The following is an 18,646-nucleotide window of genomic DNA, read 5'->3' on the forward strand; positions in this document are numbered from 1 at the left end:
GCGTTAAATTGTTTCCGGATCTTTCATCAAAAATAGAAGTAAAAGCGGATCTTTTTTCAACGTTTCTTACACTTCCTGGACAAGCTGAAGTGGAAATTTCCCCAAAATAAATTCATAAAACCCGCAAACCCACATATTTTATCCGCTCTGGTCCAATTTCAAAGCGAAAAGCGCCAGGCCATTTCTTTGTCAGGACGTTCGTAAGTTATACGATATTATTCACCAATTTAACCGGCTTCGCCGAGAGGTTGAATATACGTGAAACTTACTCGACCTGGCTCGTAAGTTATACGATACGAGCCACGTCGAGCATCTTTCACTTATTCTGCACCTTACAGCAATGCCGGTGCTTCTGTAAGATAAAAAATAGTAAAAGCTTTTCGCCATGATGAAAAGCTTTTAGCAGACTCAAAACAGCTTTAACTAGGAAGGTTAAGCTGTTCTTTTTTTGGGGTGCATTTTTGCAACGATTGTAGAACTGCAAAGAAATAGAACGGAAAAGCAAATTTTCAATTATAAATACAAAAAAATGTAATTGGCCAAAACTGTGTAAATTTAAGGGGTTAGCGGGAGTTTTCAGAAAATAAATTCTATTTTGCCCTGTTGGCATATGAATTGCGCTTATTACTTAATGTAATCGTTATTTTATATTTTCATTACATTTAAGAAAGGAAAACGCAATGTTAAAGATCGGAAAAAACGAAGTTCGCATCAGCATGGTCATCAAGCTTGCGGGTGCATTCTGTGCATTCCTCATCGGAGCAGGATTTGCCACAGGACAGGAAATCATGCAGTACTTTACAAACTATGGGCTTACAAAGGGTATCGGTGTTATGATCGTCAACTGCATACTCGGGGCCTGGACAGCTGCGGCAATTATGAATCTGGGGAATGAGTCCAAGGACGAACAGGGGCTGAATTCCTACAAAAACTTGTGCGGAAAATACGTAGGCGCATTCTTATCCTGGTTTATTCCCATTTTCATGTTCCTGACTCTGGTAATCATGATCGCGGGATTCGGCTCAACGCTCAGTCAGCTGTTCGGAACGCCCAACTGGGTAGGATGCCTGGTTTTCGCAGTTGTTGTAACAGCAGTAGTGTTATTGGGCCTTGCAAGAGTAATTGATACCATCGGTTTCATAGGACCGGCAATTATTATCGTAACCATGATTATGGCCATCGGCGTACTGGCAACCAAGGGAATTGATATTGCCAATTGGCAGAATTACATTACCACCCACGACGTTCTGCTGGCTTCCGGCAGCTGGTTCATGTCCGGCGTACTCTATGCGCTGTGGAACATTGTAATGTGCCTGCCCTTCATGTCCGCGATGGGTTCCAAAGCAAGAAACAAGACAGAGGTTATTACCGGAACTATTTTAGGAAATGTGTTATTCACAATCGGAACCCTGTTCCTGGTACTGGCAGAAGGTTCACAGATTGATATTGTAGGAGAAATGTCAATTCCGGCATTATCCATGGCGCAGGAATTATCTCCGGTATTCGGCGTTATTTACGCAGTCATTCTTATTCTGGCGATCTTCACAACAGCAGTACCTCTCATGTGGTCGGTAGCCTCACGTCTGGCAAAGGAAAAGACCGTAAAGTTCGCCATTATTTGTTTAATTATCGCAGCATTGGGCTTCTTCGGAGGACAGCTGCCGTTTGAACAGCTCATTAATTACATTTATCCGCTGATCGGGTATGTTGGCTTTATTGAGTTTGCGTTCATCATCTGGAGAGATATCAAACTAATTCGGGGGATCAAATCAGGAGATCCGCTTCCTGAACCGAAAGACGAAGTGAAACAAGCAAAATAGGGATCAAATGAAATTGTATCGTTAGGAGGAACGCAAATGAACAAAATGACAGTGGCTGTCTTAGGCGGCGGAAACGGAGCCCATGCCCTTGCTGTTGATTTGACCAACAGAGGCTATTCCGTAAATTTATATGAAATGCCAAGATTCAAGCAGAATATGAAAAAGGTTTTTGAAACAAAAACCATTACATCCATCGGCGTAATTCAGGGAACTTTTGAAATGAACATGGTTACGGACGACATAGAAGAAGCGATTAAGGATGTCAAATACATTGTTATACTGACTCCGGCCTTCGCTCACACCGACTATGCCCGGCTGCTGAAAGGAAAGGTTACGGCTGACCAGGTAATCGTGACCATCCCGGGAGCTTTTGCTTCACTTAAGATTAAGAACATAATCGGCGACGATCCCTGCCCGGTGCTGGTCGATGCCAACAATCTGATGTATGACGTAAGACTGGTGGAACAGGGTAAAGTAAACATTCTGGAGCTTGATAAAATAGAGTTGGGATTTTTGCCCACCGCCGCAGAAGCGGAATTAATGCCCGAGCTCAACGATATGTTCGATATCTGCGGTACGTTTCACGATGTTTTGGAGTGTGGGCTGGCCCTTGTAAATCCGGCGCTGCACAGCGGAGCCTGCATTCTCAACGCTGGTCCGATCGAATATGTAAACAATGACTTTTACCTGTACGAACACGGGCTGACGCCTTCGGCGATAAAGGTCAGCGTAAGTCTCGACAGGGAAAGAAAGGCCGTGGCCAAAGTGTTCGGGTATGAAGTCAACCCCTTCCACTGCTTCCCCAACATCCGGCATATCGAAGAACGGGGAGAAGAGTATGAATGGCAGGATCTGTACAGAGCGGCCCACGGGGACATCGGCTTGACACCGATACAGGGACCCAACGACATTTTCAGCAGATATTTAACGGAAGATGCGCCGTGCGGACTCGTTCCCTGGTCCAATATCGCAAAAGCGGTGGGAATATCCACACCTACCATTGATTCCATTGTAAACCTGTACTCTGTTTTCCACGAAATCGACTGGTGGGAGGAGGGCGTTACCCTGGACGACCTGGGCTTTACCGGTTTAACCAGAGATCAGATTAAGAAATATTGTGAAACCGGAGAAAAATAGGCTCTTGAAAATTTAATCAGGTTAAACAGCAGATGATAAGAGGCTGGCACACGAGGTAACGGATAAGGTACCTGTGGCCGGCCTCTTTTGCTGCTCGGGGCAGGTGCCAACAATATAAAATATAAATAATAAAAATCCTGTAGTTTGAAAAAAATAATACTTATGCTATAATCATTTTATTTCAAATGGAAAGGAGTTTCATATAACGTAAAAGATTATATGGAAAGGCACATATGATTACTGTAAAAAGAATACTAAAGGATGAATTGTTTGAGGATTTTAAACTTGTTGCAGGTGAAAAGGGCTTAAATAATATTGTGACAGGCAATGCAATCTTTGATTGGGAAACTCCTGAGGAAATCAAAAAGACTTTCAAGAAAGGCGACTTTGTCATAACAACACTGAGAAAAGCGAAAGAGGATAAAAAACTTACGGAAGAATGCGTCAAAACTCTTTTTTATATGAGGGTCTCAGCGATTGCGGTCAGAAGCATATATTACGATGAAATCCCGGAAAATATTAGAACCAATGCAGATGCCTTCGGTGTGCCGATTTTTTTGTTTAAAAAAGGATACACAGAAGACATCATTTATTTTATAAGAAAAAAGATTGCCGAGGATGCCAATAAACGGTTTGCTGCCAGACTGGCGCGTGAGCTGTTGGGCGATGTGCAAAATAAGGAACTGGTTCATGATTTTATCGAGCAAAATGGAATGCGCATATACAAAAATCTCATTTGCATCTATTGCTGCGGTTTGATTGTTGGAAACAAAGAGCTTTATGAGGACTGGCGCATGGAAGAGGATATTGTTCGGATTGTCTCAGAAAAGGAATCGGATAATGCCGATTATTCAACCATAAAAGCAGGAAACGGAATTTTAATCACTTATTCTTATGCGGAGGGAGAAGTAGATAAAAAGGGAACTTCAGCGGCTATTTCCGATTTGCTAAAACAGCTGGAAGAGCTGAAGGCGTTCCATATAGGCGTCAGTAGAAACTATACAAACCGCAATGCAATCAGTGAAGCGATGAAAGAAAGTATCTTTGCCAATATAAGCAGCAGGATTGATAATGAAACAATACGTTCCTTTGATGCCATAGGAGCCGATAAATTATTGATACCAATACAGAACAATCCCTGTGTTGTTAAAAGCTATGAGGAAAAAATCGATCTGATAACACAATACGACAGCAGACATAATTCTTTCATGTTTAAAACTCTGCTCACTTTCGTTGAAAGCAACGGAAGTATAAAGCTCACCAGTCAAAAAATGTTCCAGCATGAAAATACAATTCGCTACCGGATAGATCGCATTAAAAAAATGTTTGCCATGGAAGACTCAGAAAGCTACTATATAGAAATGTATATAATTGTGAGATTATATAAAATAAAAAAATGTATCAGAGAGATGTTGATAGAGAATGATGATATATAATTTGCTATGAAGAATCTTTGTAGGAACCTACAATAAAACACTAATTTTTTTGAAATTTCATACAATTGTCCCGATATCACTGCTGTTATATGATTTAGACAAACAAAATGAACTTTGAAAGGAGGAATTCGATGAACAAAAAAACCAGTGTTCCAGCAGCAGTCAAAGTCGGTGTATTAGGAATTGCGGCGCCGTTTATCGGAATGCAGGTAGGAGCGGGATTTGCTTCCGGTCAGGAGCTGATGTCTTTTTTCGGCAATTTTGGAACTAAAGGTCTGATCGGAATTGTGATTGTCGGTTTCGGTTATTTCATGCTTGGGGTCATGGGCGCGCTTACCGCCAGGAGAATGGATTCTCCGTATTATGACGCGGTCTTTGCCCCAAAGAACAATAAATATTTCAGATGGTTTTCCAATGCGGTTATAATCTTTCTCGGATTGTTTGGGTGTCTGCCAATCATGTATGCGGCGGGAGCATCCATACTGGAAATGCAGTTTGGCATCCCAACGATCATCGGCTCTGTTTTTATGGCTGTTATTACGTTACTGTCTGTCATGTTTGGCACCCGGGGATTTGTCAACAGTCTCAGTATTGCGGTGCCGATTCTTGTCGTATCGTCTGTAATAATTTGCATCTATCTTCTTTTTAATCCGGTGGATACGTCCGCGGAGTTTAACCCGGTATCGACGAACGGTCTTCTGCAGAACTGGTTCCTTTCCGCGTTGCTCTACCTTTCCTACAACATGCTCTGCGGCATTGCGGTTGTAGCACCTCTGGGACCTTTGGCAAAGAACGACAGGACCATTATCTGGGGTTCTCTGATCGCCGGAGCAACAGTATGTATCATGGCAATTATTTGCTGTAAAGCCATTATGGAAAATTACAATCTTGTAAAAGATGTGGATATGCCAACGGCTGTTATGGCTCAAAACTTATCTCCCGTGGCAGGAGCGGTGTATGCGATTGCCCTTTTCCTGGCAGTTTATACAACGGCGGCGGCCAGTCTCTTTGCACTGGACATACAACTGAACAGACTGAAGGATTCGAAAATCAATATAAAAATGAGCAAACCCGTTATGCTCGTTATTATTACCATCGTCGCTTATCTGTGCAGCTATGGCGGCTTTGTCGGTCTTGTAAACTTCCTGTATCCATTTACCGGATATTTCGGATTTGTGATATTGGCCGGCCTTCTCTACAATTTCTTTACCGTTACCATTAAAACAAAAAAAGCAGGGCCAGACAAGCTTGACGTATAGAAAGGGGTGCTGAAATAAAATGTTAATCAGCGAAAGTTATGTAGGCAAACACTACCAGGAACTACCGGATCCGTGTCTTATCGTTGATTTGGATAAGCTGGACTACAATATAAACTTAATGCAGGACTATATCAGTCATAACACGTCCTGCGTGCTGCGGCCCCATATTAAGACCCATAAATGTCCGGCTATCGCCAATATGCAGATCGCTGCCGGCGCCGCAGGTATAACGTGTGCCAAGATAGGGGAAGCGGAAGTCATGGCAATGTCCGGTATTAAAAACATACTGATTGCCAATCAGATTGTTTCGGAACCTAAGATCAAGGTTCTCGCCGGCCTGAACCGATACAGTGAAGTGATGGTGTGCGTGGATCAGAAAAAAAATATCGATGACCTGGATTATTGGGCGGGGGCCTTTGGCGCTAAAATTCCTGTCCTGGTGGAACTGGATATCGTTCAGGACCGGTGCGGCGTCAGAACCGCCGAAGAAACTTTAGAATTAGCCAGGTATGTGTGCCAGAAAACCAATTTAATCTTTAAAGGAATGCAGGCATATGAAGGGAGATTTCCGGATGACTGTTTTTCAGAAGAGAGCAAGAAAGCATTCTCAAAGGAAACGACAGGCTTTGCGACAGAGGTAAAAAAATATCTGGAAGATTCAGGAATTCAAGTGGACATCCTTTCCGGGGTCAGCACCAGTACGGTAAAATATGCGACGCAGATTCCGCAGGGGATGACCGAGGTTCAGGCAGGGTCCTATGTTTTCATGGAAAGCGCTTACGATCCGGAGGTGATTGGATTGCCCTTTAAGCAGAGCTTGTACATAGTGACGAAAATCTGCAGCATCTATGGCGATAGAATCGTCTTGACGGCAGGGGAAAAGTCGATCACCAACGACCAGGGCAAACCTCTTTTGCTGGATGACCCCCAGACAGGGATGGATTTGAATGAAGAACATTGTCTGGTAGATATGACTGAAAAACTAAAAGACTGTGCGGTTGGCGATACGATGCTGGTGATACCGAGTCACTGCTGCACAACCGTCAATTTGCACGACAACCTCTTTGGCGTAAGAAACGGTATCGTTGAAGCTGTATGGCCCGTCTGCGCCAGAGGACGTTCCTATTAAACTATTTTTGATTAACAGAGCAGGAGGTATTTTACCTTCTGCTTTTTTGTGTTCCATAGAGCGGCGGCGGATAAGACGGAGCTGTATTCTGCTAAAAGGTGCAAAAACGCACCCGTTGCGATAGCGCAATAACAAATGGGTTCGAACAACCGGAAATTGCCTGTTTTTTAACCATATAAGTAAGCGCCGATACAAATTTTTTTCAAACCACTCAAATGGAATTTTCTAAAAAGAAATCCGCCGCATTGCTATAAGGGTTGGAATGTGGAACCTCGAGAGAGCCGGCGGAAAACCCGCGGTCAAGCATTTCCAATAATTATAAAGGAACTGCGATATATTGATAATACAAATCAGAAAATGGCACAGGACTTGCTAATAATATTAATGCAAGGCCGTTAGACACAAGGAGCAGCGCCCCGCACAGGAACTCCTCGATTTTGAGCAGGTTCGATCAAAAATGCGCAGGCCGCCGAGTGCCAGTCCTGTGAAAGCTGCCATTCTTGCGGATTCAAGAAATGGCACTATATTTGCATTAACATAATGAAGAAAGCAATTGACCCATGTACAGATGCAAAATACATAAGGCAGGTGAAAGAAAAGCCCATGAATTACATTATCCTGACAAACAACCCGATGACCAGGGAGCTGGTCGAAGAACGGACAGGCCATGAACTGCACTTTATTGACGGCAGTGTGCAGGCCGTACTTTCCATGTGCGAGGAATTCTTCTCAAAGGGCAATCATTTCTTAGCAGCCGACCCAATGGGCGGCAGGCGGGCCAGACCGTTTCCCTATTTGACGATCATATTGGAAAGGGGACGGGACGCAGAGCTTGCGGACTGGGAACGAATCGCGGATTATTCCGTGCTTAACGGCAGACGAATGGACCAATATGAAAACAACAGCGAGAGCTTAAACGAGGATTTTCGGATTCTGGATTGCTCGCTTACTAAGACAGCTTTAAAAATCTGAAAGAGAGGACAAGAAAACAATGAGCAAATTATACGATGTAGTAATCATCGGCGGAGGCCCCGCAGGACTGTCGGCAGCCCTATACGCAGGAAGAGCAAGGCTGTCCACTCTGATTATCGAAAAGGATAAAGAGGGCGGGCAGATCGTACAGACCGCGGAAATCGAAAACTATCCCGGAGGGCTGGAAGAGGAATCAGGCCCCACGCTGATCGACCGAATGAGCGGACAGGCGGACAAGTTTGGGGCCGAAAAAGTCCTGGACACCATCGAAGATATGGATCTTGGCGGTAAGGAAAAAATCCTTAAAGGAAAGAAAGATACATACAGGGCCAAAACCGTAATCATCGCAGCCGGAGCATCCCCTGTGCCTATCGGCTGTCCGGGAGAAAAAGAATTTACAGGAAAAGGCGTATCCTACTGCGCCACCTGCGATGCGGCATTTTTCGAGGATTTCGAGGTGTACGTGGTGGGCGGAGGAGATTCTGCGGTGGAGGAAGCGCTTTACCTGACAAAATTCGCGAGAAAAGTAACGATCATCCACAGAAGGGACGCCCTCAGAGCAGCGAAATCCATACAGGAAAAGGCCTTCGCAAACGAAAAAATTGCCTTTATGTGGGACAGCGTCGTGAAAGAGCTGAAAGGCGACGGATTGCTGGAATCCATGGTAGTGGAAAACGTAAAGACCAAAGAGCTTACGGAAGTGAAAGCAGATGAAGAAGACGGCACCTTCGGCGTATTCGTGTTCATTGGCTTTAAACCGCAGAGCGCAGTCTTTGAAGGCAAAGTGGAAATGGAAAACGGATACATCGTTACCGACGCCGATATGAAGACAAACGTAGAAGGCGTGTACGCGGCAGGAGACATTCGTGTTAAAAGCCTGCGGCAGGTGGTAACCGCCGCGGCTGACGGAGCAATCGCAGCCGTACAGGCAGGCAAGTACATCGAAGAGAACGAGTAGTTCGGCTGCAAGGGGCGTTCTGCCCGGATTGACGTTTACGAAGGCTCTGACAAGAAGATGGCCTGACAATAAGATAGTTTGGCAAGAAGATGGCATGACAAGAAGATGGCTTGGCGCTTTTTGCTTTGAAATTGGAGCGGAGCGGACAGAAAATGTGGGTTTGCGGGTTTTACGGATTTGTTTTTCGGAAATTTCCACTTGAAATTGGCCAGCAAGAGCAAGAAACGTTGAAAAAAGATCCGCTTTTGCCTCTTTTTTTCAATGAAAGATCCGGAAACGATTTAATGCGTTACAATGCGAAACTAAATATGGACGTTTCTTACCTGGCAGGATTGACAGAATTAGTAGAATTGGCAGAACGCCGCCCGGATGCGGCAGAGAGCAGCGAATAACTTGGGGTTTGCGACCAAACCCCAAGTTTGCCGGCAAATCCCGCGACCATTGCCCCCAAAGAAGCTTCTTGGTCGCAGGCCACATGATGCAGCTCGTAAGTTACAACCCAAAACAAAAAAAGAAAGAGAAAAGGAGAAAAACATGATTATTTGTGACAAAAAAACATTTGAACCGGAAGTATTACAGGCGGAAGGCGTGGTATTGGTTGATTTCTTCGGAGACGGCTGCGTGCCGTGCCAGGCGCTCATGCCGCATATCGAAGGTTTCGCTGAGAAGTACGGCGACAAGATCAAGTTCTGCAAGCTGAACACAACAGCGGCAAGAAGACTGGCCATCAGCCAGAAGATCATGGGCCTGCCGGTTATCGCCATTTACAAAGACGGCGACAAGGTGGAAGAACTGGTGAAGGATGATGCCACAGCAGAAGCCGTGGAAGAGATGATCCAGAAATATATTTAATTCAGATATATATAAATTTATGTATATATAGCACGGCGTATCGAAGATCATTGATGCGCCGCAGCAAGAAAAGGAAAGAAAGGAGGACAACAAAATGGCATTGTTAAAAGACAAGAAAGTAGTCATCATCGGAGACCGTGACGGTATTCCGGGCCCTGCGATTGAAGAATGCGCCAAGAGCGCAGGAGCAGAAGTTGTATTCTCATCAACGGAATGCTTCGTTTGAACCGCCGCAGGCGCTATGGACCTGGAGAATCAGAAGAGAGTAAAAGAATTCCACGACCAGTATGGTAAGGAAGACTTAGTCGTTCTGTTAGGAGCCGCGGAAGGAGAAGCCGCCGGCTTAGCAGCAGAAACCGTAACTCTCGGAGATCCAACCTATGCAGGTCCTTTAGCAGGAGTCTCGTTGGGACTCTCAGTATACCACATCTGTGAACCTGAGGTTAAGGCAGAAGTAGATGACGCTGTCTATGAAGAGCAGATCAGCATGATGGAAATGGTACTTGACGTTGATGACATTATCAGTGAAATGACTGCGATCAGAGATCAGCTGTAGATTAAAAACAAGCGGGAAGCCGCCTCAGAAAAAAGGGCGGCTTCTTACTAAAAACGATGGAGGAGAAATAAATGGGCGGATATGCAGTACTAAAGGGCAGCAGCTACACACTGGCAATCACACCAGATATGGTTTTAAGAAGCGGCACCACACAGACAACAGAGAAAGCAGTAAATCCGGAATCGGAATATTTAAAGGAATTACCAAAGCACCTGAGAAGCTACGAAGACGCGGTCAGCTATCTGCCGAATCAGGTATACATAGGAAACAAAACGCCGGAAGATCTGGCAGCGGAAGAGTTTCCGTGGTATGACAAGAAAACAGAAGGCAAAAGAGAAGGCAAATACGGAGAAATCATGCCCCAGGATGAATTCATCGGACTCATTCAGATCTGCGATGTGTTCGACCTGGTAAAACTGGAAAAAGCTTTTGCAAAAGAAACAGGAAAAAAACTGGCGGCTCATGGGCTCATCGGAGTGGAAAGAGCAGCGATTTTAGATAAAAACGAAGATACGCAGGAAGAAATAGCAAAGCTGGTAAAAGAGGAGCACGCGGAGCCTCTTTACCATGACGGAAAGCTGGTGGGAGCAGTAAAACGGGCCCACGACATAGACGTGAACCTGTCGGCCCATGTTATGCTGGAAAACCTGGTGACAAAGGCATCCAGCGTTCTGTCCCTCTTGCACCTTGTAAAAACAACCGGCATTGACCCGTCGGAAATCGAATACGTAATCGACTGCTGCGAGGAAGCATGCGGAGACATGAATCAGAGAGGCGGCGGCAACTTCGCAAAGGCGGCGGCAGAAGTGGCAGGGCTTGTAAACGCCACCGGTTCCGATGCCAGAGGCTTTTGCGCCGGGCCGGCCCACGCGCTTTTAAACGCGGCGTCCCTTGTAAAGGCCGGAACCTTTAAGGCAGTAGCCGTAACCGCAGGCGGATGCACGGCCAAGCTGGGAATGAACGGAAAAGACCATGTGAAAAAAGACATGCCCATTCTGGAAGACGCAATCGCGGGTTTTTCCGTACTCATCACAGCAGATGACGGCGTAAGTCCGCAGATCCGCACAGACATCGTAGGAAAACATACCGTGGGAACCGGATCTTCCCCGCAGGCGGTAATCGGATCGCTGGTGACAAATCCTCTGGATGAAGCGGGCCTCAAGCTCACGGACATAGATAAGTTTTCACCGGAAATGCAGAACCCGGATATTACAAAACCGGCGGGAGCAGGCGATGTTCCGGAAGCCAACTACAAAATGATCGCGGCTCTGGGCGTAAAAAGAGGCGAAATTGAAAGAAAAGCAATTCCGCAGTTTGTAAAAGACCACGGGCTGACAGGCTGGGCGCCTACGCAGGGCCATATCCCATCGGGAGTGCCTTATCTGGGCTTTGCCAGAGAAGACATGCTGGCAGGCAAGATAAAAAGAGCGATGATTATCGGCAAAGGAAGCCTCTTCCTTGGACGGATGACCAACCTCTTCGACGGCGTGAGCTTTGTCATCGAAGCAAACGATGGAAGCGGCGCAGGAGAAACGGCAGGTATTGACGAAGGAAGAATCAAGGAATTGATCGGAGAAGCCATGCGGGAATTTGCCGGAAGTCTTCTCAGCAAATAAGCGGAAAGGAGAAGACGATGTCAGAGCAGAAAATAAAAGAAATGATCGCAAAGACCTTCATTGACATAGCCGATGGCATAGAATCGGGCGATTACGGTAAAAAATTTACCATAGGAATCGCGGCCGACGGCAGCGAGCATGGCGAAGAAAACCTGCTGCAGGCGATAAAGCTGGCGGAGGCAAAGGGTCTGAAAGCCGTACTGATACAAGGGGAAGATGCCCACGATGAAATGGAAAAAAGGCTGGAAGCAGGAGAAATTGACGGGGCGGTGACCATGCACTATCCCTTCCCCATTGGCGTATCCACAGTGGGAAAAGTCGTAACGCCCGCTGAGGGAAAAACCATGTATCTTGCCACGACCACAGGCACCGCTGACACGGACCGGGTCTGCGCAATGATCAAAAACGCCGTATACGGAATCATCGCGGCCAAGGCTGACGGTGTTGAAAATCCAACGGTGGGAATTGCCAACATAGACGGAGCACGGCAGTGTGAGAAAGCACTGAGCAAGCTGGCAGAAGGCGGATACCCGATTAACTTTGCCCAGTCCAAAAGAGCGGACGGCGGCATCGTGATGCGAGGAAACGACCTGCTGCAGGGCACGCCGGATGTGATGGTAATGGATTCCCTTACGGGAAATCTGATGGTAAAAATCTTTTCCTCCTACACGACCGGCGGCGGATATGAAGCCCTGGGCTGGGGCTACGGACCGGGAGTAGGCGAGGATTTTGACAAGACCATCATGATTATTTCAAGAGCATCGGGAGCACCGCTGATCGCCGGAGCCGTGGAATACGCGGCAAACCTTCTGAAAAACGGCATGAACCGCATCGCGAAGGAAGAATTCAAGAAGGCGAAAAAAGCGGGACTGGATCAGATCTTAAAAGAATTCTCGGCGCCAAAGGCCGGGGCGGCAGATGAGGGCGAAGTGGAGGCTCCGCCGAAAGAAATCGTTACTGCCCAGATCCCGGGGATCGAAGTCATGGACCTTGAAGACGCGGTAATGGCTCTCTGGCGGGAAAAGATATACGCCGAAAGCGGCATGGGCTGCACGGGACCGATCGTCCGTATCAGCGAAGAAAACAAAGAAAGAGCAATCGAGATTTTGACAGAAAAACAATACATTTAAAAAACGTGTTTCCTGTGGTGTTAAGTCCTCCTTCTTTACACTGCGGAGTCCATCTCCGAAAAACGCGTTTAATCATTCCTTTGGGTCAGGCTGGCAGAAGCGTCAGCCGGAATAACGGGGGATCTGCGGGGCTTGCGGCCAATTGCCGTTTCCCTCGTTTTTTCCGCACCCATGGGAGAAAAGAAATACCCTGGCCGCAAATTTGATTATTCAACAAACAAACATCCGTACTCAGACAAGACATGGGAGCAGACAGGCGCTGGTGTGCCTTCCGGTTTTTAAAACCGCGGAAACTTCCCGGGCGGGTTCGATTCCCGCATACTCCCGCCATCAACTTGCAGATTAGGAGGATTTTAAAATGGAACAGAAGCAAAGGCTTTTATCAAAGCTTCCAAAAGTAGACCAGACGCTGCAGGACCAGCGTCTATTTGGGTTTTTTGAGGACATGCCCAGAGAGCTGATCGTAGAGTCCGTGAGAGAAATAATCGCTGAGGAACGGGAGAATATCCTGCAGGCGGAGGAGCCGGAGCTTTCCTTCTGTGAAGAGGATTTCTTCCAAAAGATCGCAGACAGGATCAGGCAGAAGAACCGCCGCAGCCTGATTAAGGTGGTAAATGCCACAGGGGTTGTGCTCCATACCAATCTGGGGCGGGCGGGGCTGTCTTCCGCGGCCTGCGAAAATGTCATGGAGATCGCCAAAGGATATTCGAACCTGGAATACAATGTAAAAAAGGGAGCCAGAGGCTCCCGCCATTCCCATGTGGAAAAGCTCATCTGCAAAATAACCGGGGCGGAAGCAGCCATGGTTGTAAACAACAACGCCGCGGCAACCATGCTGTGCCTTTCCGCCATTGCCGAGGGCAAAGAAGTCATCGTCTCCAGAGGCGAGCTGGTAGAGATCGGCGGGTCGTTCCGAATTCCCGACATCATGGCCAGGAGCGGAGCAAAACTCATTGAAGTGGGAACCACCAACAAGACCAAACCCGCAGACTACAGGAACGCCATAAGCGAAGAGACTGCCGCCATCATGAAGGTCCACACCAGCAATTACCGGATCGTGGGATTTACGGCAGAGGCTGATTTGCAGGAGCTGACGGCTCTGGGAAAAGAAGCGAAGCTACCCGTTATATACGATATGGGCAGCGGCCTTTTGATGGATCTGAGCCACTACGGCATCCACGAGCCTACGGTGGGCGAAAGCCTCAAAACAGGCATAGATGTGATACTGTTCAGCGGCGACAAGCTCATGGGCGGCCCCCAGGCGGGCATCATAGCGGGGAAAACCAGTTTAATCAATAAGATGAAAAGTCACCCGCTGGCGAGAGTCGTGAGGATCGACAAAATGACCCTGGCCGCGCTGGAAGCAACTTGTCGGGCCTATCTAGACAAAGACAAAGCCAGAGAGGAAATACCGACTCTGAGGATGTTGACCCAGGATTTAGCTTCCATGAAAACGCGGGGCGAAGAGTTAAAAACGCTTTTAGGCGATGCAAAGCTGTTCACATGTCAGGTGGTGGAGGCCACGGAGCAGGTGGGCGGCGGCAGCGCTCCTACCGCAGAGCTGGCGGGCATTGCGGTAAAGATAACTTCGCAAGTGCCGGCGGAAAAAATAGAGCGCTTTCTGAGGAAGAATGAAGTGCCGGTTATCGCCAGAATCATAAAGGACGCAGTCCACTTTGACATGAGAACGGTCAGCGATGAGGAACTGCCTGTCATCGCCGATGCCATGGCAGCAATGGAAAGAGCGATGGGAGGGCCGGGAAGATGAAAAATGTAATAATCGGGACAGCAGGACATATCGACCACGGAAAAACCTGTCTCATCAAAGCGCTTACGGATATCAATACGGACCGCTTAAAGGAGGAGCAGCAGCGGGGCATAACCATAGAACTGGGCTTTGCGGACCTCCCCAACGATTTGGATATGGACATCGGTATCATTGATGTACCGGGCCACGAAAAATTTGTCAAGCACATGCTGGCAGGGATAGGCGGCATCGACATCGTGCTGCTGATCGTAGCGGCTGACGAAGGCTTTATGCCCCAGACAAAAGAGCATTTTGAAATTCTGAAAATGCTGAAGATCAAAAAAGGCATTGTGGTAATGACCAAGATCGACATGGTGGACGACGAATGGCTGGAAGTGGTAAGAGAAGACATCAAGGATCATGTAGCCGGTACCTTTCTCGAAGACGCGCCGATCATGGAAGTTTCCTCCTATACCGGTCAGGGTATCGGGGACTTGAAGAAGCTGATTTTTGAAATGGCGGCGGAATGCGGCGACAGGCGAGAAGATAAAAGCCTGCTGCGCCTTCCCATCGACCGGGTATTCACCATCGCCGGATTCGGCACGGTCATTACCGGGACGCTGATGGAGGGCTCCGTGAAGACCGGGGATGAAGTGATGATCTATCCTCAGCAAAAGAGGGCCAAGGTGAGAAATATCCAGGTCCATGGAAACACCGTGGAGGAAGCGAGAGCCGGACAGCGGACAGCCATCAATCTGGCCGGAATCAAGAAAGAAGAGCTGGAACGGGGGAATGTGGTCGCTTATTCGGGACTCCTTGAAAACACGCGTATCATAGATGTAAAGATCGATCTCTTCGATAACACCGGCAGGATACTCAAATCAGGCAGCCGGCTCCATTTTTATTACGGCTCCGCAGAAGCTTTATGCAAGGCCGTTCTTCTGGATGAAGAGGCCATTGGCGAAGGACAGAGCTGTTACGCCCAGCTGCGGTTTGAAGAGGAGATCGCCGTCAAAAGAGGCGACCGTTTCATACTGCGGTTTTACTCACCCATGGAAACCATCGGCGGCGGCAGGATACTGAACGCTGCGGCCGGAAAGAAAAAACGCTTTGACCAGGCGGCCATCACCGGACTCAAGATTCGGGACAGCGGAACCGATAAGGAGATATTGGCGCAGATTTTCAGAGAAGAAAGCGACCGTCTTGCGGATTTAACGGAGATCATTAAAAAATTCGGCAGGACAAAGGAAGAATCGGAAGCGCTGATCGCGGCCCTGCTTGCGGAAAAAACCATTAAAAAGATCAGCGAAAACTTCCTCCTGCACCAGGCGTACCTGGACCAGGCCGGAAACCGGGCGGCGGCGCTTTTAGCTGCGTATCACAAAGAAAACCCGGTCAGCGGCGGCATGCTCAAAGAAGAGTTTCGCGCAAAGCTGAAAAAACTGCTTCGCACGGAAGATGTGAAAAAGCTTGAGCTTTTGGTCGCGGAGCTTTTGGACAGCGGAGGGATAAAAGAAAAGGCGGGAATGATTTCTCTGAAAGAGTTCCAGGTGGCATATACGCCGGAGCAGAAGAAAGCAGCCGATGCCTTCGAGGCCGTGTATCTTGCGGCAGGTCTGGAACCCCCGCTGACAGAAGAGGTGACTGCGGATTCCAAGGATAAAAAGCTGGCGGGGCAGCTCCTGGATTCCATGTGCGGCAGCGGCGTACTGACAAGGCTTAACTACCAATACTACATTCATACGCAGGCATTGAAACCGGCCATGGAAACTTTGATCAGTACCATCAAGAACCAGGGGAAAATCACCCTGGCGCAGTACCGGGACCTGATCGGGACATCGAGAAAATACGCGGTTATGATACTGGAATACGCGGATGAAAACAAGATTACAAAGCTGACAGAAGATTTCAGAGTGCTTTACGGACAGGAGAAATGATATGGACTTCAGACAGATAGAGGCATTTGTAAACGTGATAAAGTACAAAGGATTTTCCAAAGCGGCGGAGGCGACCTTTCTGACCCAGCCCACCATAAGCGCCCATGTCAACGCTTTGGAAAAGGAATTAAAGCTGCAATTGATTGATCGGACGAAAAAGGAAGCCATGCTGACAGCGGAGGGAAAACTCTTTTACAATTACGCCCTTACCATGCTCAACACCAGAGAGCAGGCCATTTACTCGCTGCAGAACTTTTCCCTGAACATAAGCGGTACCATTGACATACAGAGTTCCAGCATTCCGGGAGAGTACATCGTGCCCGGCCTCATCGCTGAATTTAAACAGGAATACGGCAAAGCCAAATTTCGTCTGGAGCAGTCGGACAGCTCTGCGGTAGCGGATAATATAAAGGCTCACAAGGGTGAAATCGGATTTACCGGGCATCGGGAAAATGACGGGCTGACCTATGAGCTTTTGATGAAGGACAGAGCGGTGCTCATAGCGCCGGAGAACGGTTTTTTTGATAAGCATGAGGGAAAGAGCCTGCGGATGAGGGACCTGGTGGGCGCACCCTTCCTCTTGAGGGAGCAGGGTTCGGCCACAAGAGAAAATTTTGAAAGGGAACTGGATGCCAAAGGAATCCCCCACACCTCGATCAACATCGCGGCCAGTATGAACAGTATGGAAGCCATCAAGCAGGCAGTCAGAGGCGGCATGGGTGTTTCCATCATTTCCGAGGTGGCGGCGGACAGGAACAGGGAGGACAGAGGCTATCTGGTCTTTGACATCGAGGACTACGATGTGGAGCGAGAGTTTTACATGGTGTATAACGATAAGATCACCATGTCGCCCACCGCGGAGACCTTCAAGTTCTTTGTCCTTGAAAAGTACGGATACGAATTCGAGTATTAGGAGACAGGAAAATGAAGCAGATTTATTTTGATAATGGCAGCACCTCCTTTCCCAAAGCGCCCGGGCTGGGAGAGGCGATGGGAAAACATATCGACTACAACGGATATAATATCAGCCGGGGCGGATACAGCAAGGCTTACAGCCTGGAGGGGGAGATCATTGAGGCCAGGGAAGCCGTGTGCAGGCTGTTTCACTGCGATGATGTGAAAAAGGTGATCTTCACTCCGGGGGCCACCATAGGCCTCAACATGGTATTAAAGGGCCTCCTGAAAAGAGGAGACCATGTCATAACCACATCCATGGAGCACAATGCTGTCGTAAGGCCTCTGGCACAGCTGGAGGCGAAAGGCGTTTTGTGGAGCCGGGCCCAGTGCGATGAAAAAGGACGGCTCGATCCGCAGGAAATCCGAAAGCTCATAAGGCCGGAAACAAAGCTGGTTCTCGCCATACACGGCTCCAATGTCTGCGGAACTTTGATCCCCATCGAAGAAATCGGCCGGATATGCAGGGAAAACCGCATTTTCTTTTGCGTCGACGCTTCTCAGACTGCGGGCAGCGCGGTTATTGATATGCAGAAGTGCAATGCGGACGCACTGATCTTTCCGGGACATAAAGCTCTGCTGGGGCCTCAGGGAATCGGCGGAATGATTCTTTCCAGGACCATGGCGGAAACCATGGAGCCTCTCTTTTCGGGAGGCACGGGCAGCGCTTCTCACCGGGAGGAAATGCCGGAGCTGCTGCCGGACAAATTCCAGCCGGGTACGCTGAATATCCCCGGTATCATCGGACTGAAACATGCCCTTGCGTATATTGAAAAGGAAGGCCTTGTCAGTATGATGGAGAAGAAAAAGCGCATTACCGATGCTTTTCTGGAAGAGGTAGGCAATATGAAGGGCGTCAGGCTCATCGGGCTTCCGGCGGGCGATGACAGATGTTCGGTGGTATCTCTGGATTTTGTGGATCAGGATAACGCGGAGGTGGCCTTTCGCCTGGAAAACGAATTTGGGATCATGACAAGGTGCGGCCTTCACTGTGCGCCCCACGCTCACAAAACGCTGGGCACGTTTCCTCAGGGCACGGTCCGCTTTTCCTTTGGCTGCTTTAATACCATTACTGAGATAAGATTTGCAGCCGGCGCGCTCAATCGGATTTTATGCGGCTGAACAGGCCGGCGATGACGCAAT

General features: G+C 48.0%; 16 protein-coding genes and 1 tRNA gene. All 17 read left to right on the forward strand.

Annotation, left to right across the window (positions count from 1 at the left end; all coding sequences use genetic code 11):
* Positions 1–680: 680 nt before the first annotated feature.
* The 17 genes from NE619_RS06670 to NE619_RS06750 all read left to right on the forward strand — a co-directional run bounded on the left by NE619_RS06670 (position 681) and on the right by NE619_RS06750 (position 18,625).
* On the forward strand, positions 681–1,820 hold the full coding sequence (locus tag NE619_RS06670; RefSeq protein ID WP_256131611.1) for a hypothetical protein: 1,140 nt from the start codon (positions 681–683) through the stop codon (positions 1,818–1,820).
* A gap of 36 nt (positions 1,821–1,856) precedes the next feature.
* Complete coding sequence (locus NE619_RS06675) at positions 1,857–2,957, forward strand: NAD/NADP-dependent octopine/nopaline dehydrogenase family protein (RefSeq protein ID WP_256131612.1); 1,101 nt, start codon at positions 1,857–1,859, stop codon at positions 2,955–2,957.
* A 233-nt stretch (positions 2,958–3,190) separates the two neighbouring features.
* Positions 3,191–4,393, forward strand: coding sequence for a helix-turn-helix domain-containing protein (locus NE619_RS06680; RefSeq protein ID WP_256131613.1), 1,203 nt, complete (start codon positions 3,191–3,193; stop codon positions 4,391–4,393).
* Positions 4,394–4,524: 131 nt separating this feature from the next.
* Positions 4,525–5,652, forward strand: a complete 1,128-nt coding sequence (locus tag NE619_RS06685) for a hypothetical protein (RefSeq protein ID WP_256131614.1) — start codon at positions 4,525–4,527, stop codon at positions 5,650–5,652.
* A 19-nt stretch (positions 5,653–5,671) separates the two neighbouring features.
* Positions 5,672–6,781: an alanine racemase gene (locus tag NE619_RS06690; RefSeq protein ID WP_256131615.1), complete on the forward strand. Its 1,110-nt coding sequence runs from the start codon at positions 5,672–5,674 to the stop codon at positions 6,779–6,781.
* A gap of 603 nt (positions 6,782–7,384) precedes the next feature.
* The gene (locus NE619_RS06695) at positions 7,385–7,753 is read left to right on the forward strand and encodes a GrdX family protein (protein ID WP_256131616.1); all 369 of its coding nucleotides are present in this window, start codon (positions 7,385–7,387) and stop codon (positions 7,751–7,753) included.
* Positions 7,754–7,772: 19 nt separating this feature from the next.
* Positions 7,773–8,711, forward strand: coding sequence for a thioredoxin-disulfide reductase (trxB, locus tag NE619_RS06700; protein ID WP_256131617.1), 939 nt, complete (start codon positions 7,773–7,775; stop codon positions 8,709–8,711).
* A gap of 110 nt (positions 8,712–8,821) precedes the next feature.
* Complete coding sequence (locus tag NE619_RS06705) at positions 8,822–9,103, forward strand: hypothetical protein (RefSeq protein WP_256131618.1); 282 nt, start codon at positions 8,822–8,824, stop codon at positions 9,101–9,103.
* Between the two features lie 142 nt (positions 9,104–9,245).
* A complete protein-coding gene (gene trxA, locus NE619_RS06710; protein ID WP_256131619.1) occupies positions 9,246–9,563 on the forward strand; it encodes a thioredoxin TrxA in 318 nt (105 codons plus the stop codon).
* A gap of 94 nt (positions 9,564–9,657) precedes the next feature.
* The gene (grdA, locus tag NE619_RS06715; RefSeq protein WP_256131620.1) at positions 9,658–10,119 is read left to right on the forward strand and encodes a glycine/sarcosine/betaine reductase complex selenoprotein A; all 462 of its coding nucleotides are present in this window, start codon (positions 9,658–9,660) and stop codon (positions 10,117–10,119) included.
* Positions 10,120–10,190: 71 nt separating this feature from the next.
* Positions 10,191–11,735, forward strand: a complete 1,545-nt coding sequence (gene grdC / locus NE619_RS06720) for a glycine/sarcosine/betaine reductase complex component C subunit beta (RefSeq protein ID WP_256131621.1) — start codon at positions 10,191–10,193, stop codon at positions 11,733–11,735.
* A gap of 17 nt (positions 11,736–11,752) precedes the next feature.
* Positions 11,753–12,865 (forward strand): glycine/sarcosine/betaine reductase complex component C subunit alpha, encoded by a 1,113-nt coding sequence (grdD, locus tag NE619_RS06725; protein WP_256131622.1) that lies wholly within the window; start codon positions 11,753–11,755, stop codon positions 12,863–12,865.
* 244 nt (positions 12,866–13,109) lie between these two features.
* Positions 13,110–13,195: transfer RNA gene (locus NE619_RS06730), tRNA-OTHER, on the forward strand.
* Between the two features lie 28 nt (positions 13,196–13,223).
* Entirely contained in the window at positions 13,224–14,633 is a 1,410-nt protein-coding gene (selA, locus tag NE619_RS06735; RefSeq protein ID WP_256131624.1) for an L-seryl-tRNA(Sec) selenium transferase, read from the forward strand.
* Positions 14,630–16,549, forward strand: coding sequence for a selenocysteine-specific translation elongation factor (gene selB / locus NE619_RS06740; protein WP_256131626.1), 1,920 nt, complete (start codon positions 14,630–14,632; stop codon positions 16,547–16,549). The genes selA and selB overlap by 4 nt, the downstream gene beginning before the upstream one ends.
* A 1-nt stretch (position 16,550) precedes the next feature.
* Positions 16,551–17,462 (forward strand): selenium metabolism-associated LysR family transcriptional regulator, encoded by a 912-nt coding sequence (locus NE619_RS06745; RefSeq protein ID WP_256131628.1) that lies wholly within the window; start codon positions 16,551–16,553, stop codon positions 17,460–17,462.
* An 11-nt stretch (positions 17,463–17,473) separates the two neighbouring features.
* The gene (locus NE619_RS06750; RefSeq protein ID WP_256131629.1) at positions 17,474–18,625 is read left to right on the forward strand and encodes an aminotransferase class V-fold PLP-dependent enzyme; all 1,152 of its coding nucleotides are present in this window, start codon (positions 17,474–17,476) and stop codon (positions 18,623–18,625) included.
* The last annotated feature ends 21 nt before the right edge of the window (positions 18,626–18,646 follow it).

The organism is Anaerovorax odorimutans (assembly GCF_024459955.1).
GTDB classification, from domain to species: Bacteria; Bacillota; Clostridia; order Peptostreptococcales; family Anaerovoracaceae; genus Hominibacterium; species Hominibacterium odorimutans_A.

Bases quoted from the DNA above. Each gene is read 5' to 3' on its own strand.
- NE619_RS06670 (WP_256131611.1), top strand. From the start codon at position 681: ATGTTAAAGATCGGAAAAAACGAAGTTCGCATCAGCATGGTCATCAAG.
- NE619_RS06675 (WP_256131612.1), top strand. From the start codon at position 1,857: ATGAACAAAATGACAGTGGCTGTCTTAGGCGGCGGAAACGGAGCCCAT.
- NE619_RS06680 (WP_256131613.1), top strand. From the start codon at position 3,191: ATGATTACTGTAAAAAGAATACTAAAGGATGAATTGTTTGAGGATTTT.
- NE619_RS06685 (WP_256131614.1), top strand. From the start codon at position 4,525: ATGAACAAAAAAACCAGTGTTCCAGCAGCAGTCAAAGTCGGTGTATTA.
- NE619_RS06690 (WP_256131615.1), top strand. From the start codon at position 5,672: ATGTTAATCAGCGAAAGTTATGTAGGCAAACACTACCAGGAACTACCG.
- NE619_RS06695 (WP_256131616.1), top strand. From the start codon at position 7,385: ATGAATTACATTATCCTGACAAACAACCCGATGACCAGGGAGCTGGTC.
- trxB (WP_256131617.1), top strand. From the start codon at position 7,773: ATGAGCAAATTATACGATGTAGTAATCATCGGCGGAGGCCCCGCAGGA.
- trxA (WP_256131619.1), top strand. From the start codon at position 9,246: ATGATTATTTGTGACAAAAAAACATTTGAACCGGAAGTATTACAGGCG.
- grdC (WP_256131621.1), top strand. From the start codon at position 10,191: ATGGGCGGATATGCAGTACTAAAGGGCAGCAGCTACACACTGGCAATC.
- grdD (WP_256131622.1), top strand. From the start codon at position 11,753: ATGTCAGAGCAGAAAATAAAAGAAATGATCGCAAAGACCTTCATTGAC.
- selA (WP_256131624.1), top strand. From the start codon at position 13,224: ATGGAACAGAAGCAAAGGCTTTTATCAAAGCTTCCAAAAGTAGACCAG.
- selB (WP_256131626.1), top strand. From the start codon at position 14,630: ATGAAAAATGTAATAATCGGGACAGCAGGACATATCGACCACGGAAAA.
- NE619_RS06745 (WP_256131628.1), top strand. From the start codon at position 16,551: ATGGACTTCAGACAGATAGAGGCATTTGTAAACGTGATAAAGTACAAA.
- NE619_RS06750 (WP_256131629.1), top strand. From the start codon at position 17,474: ATGAAGCAGATTTATTTTGATAATGGCAGCACCTCCTTTCCCAAAGCG.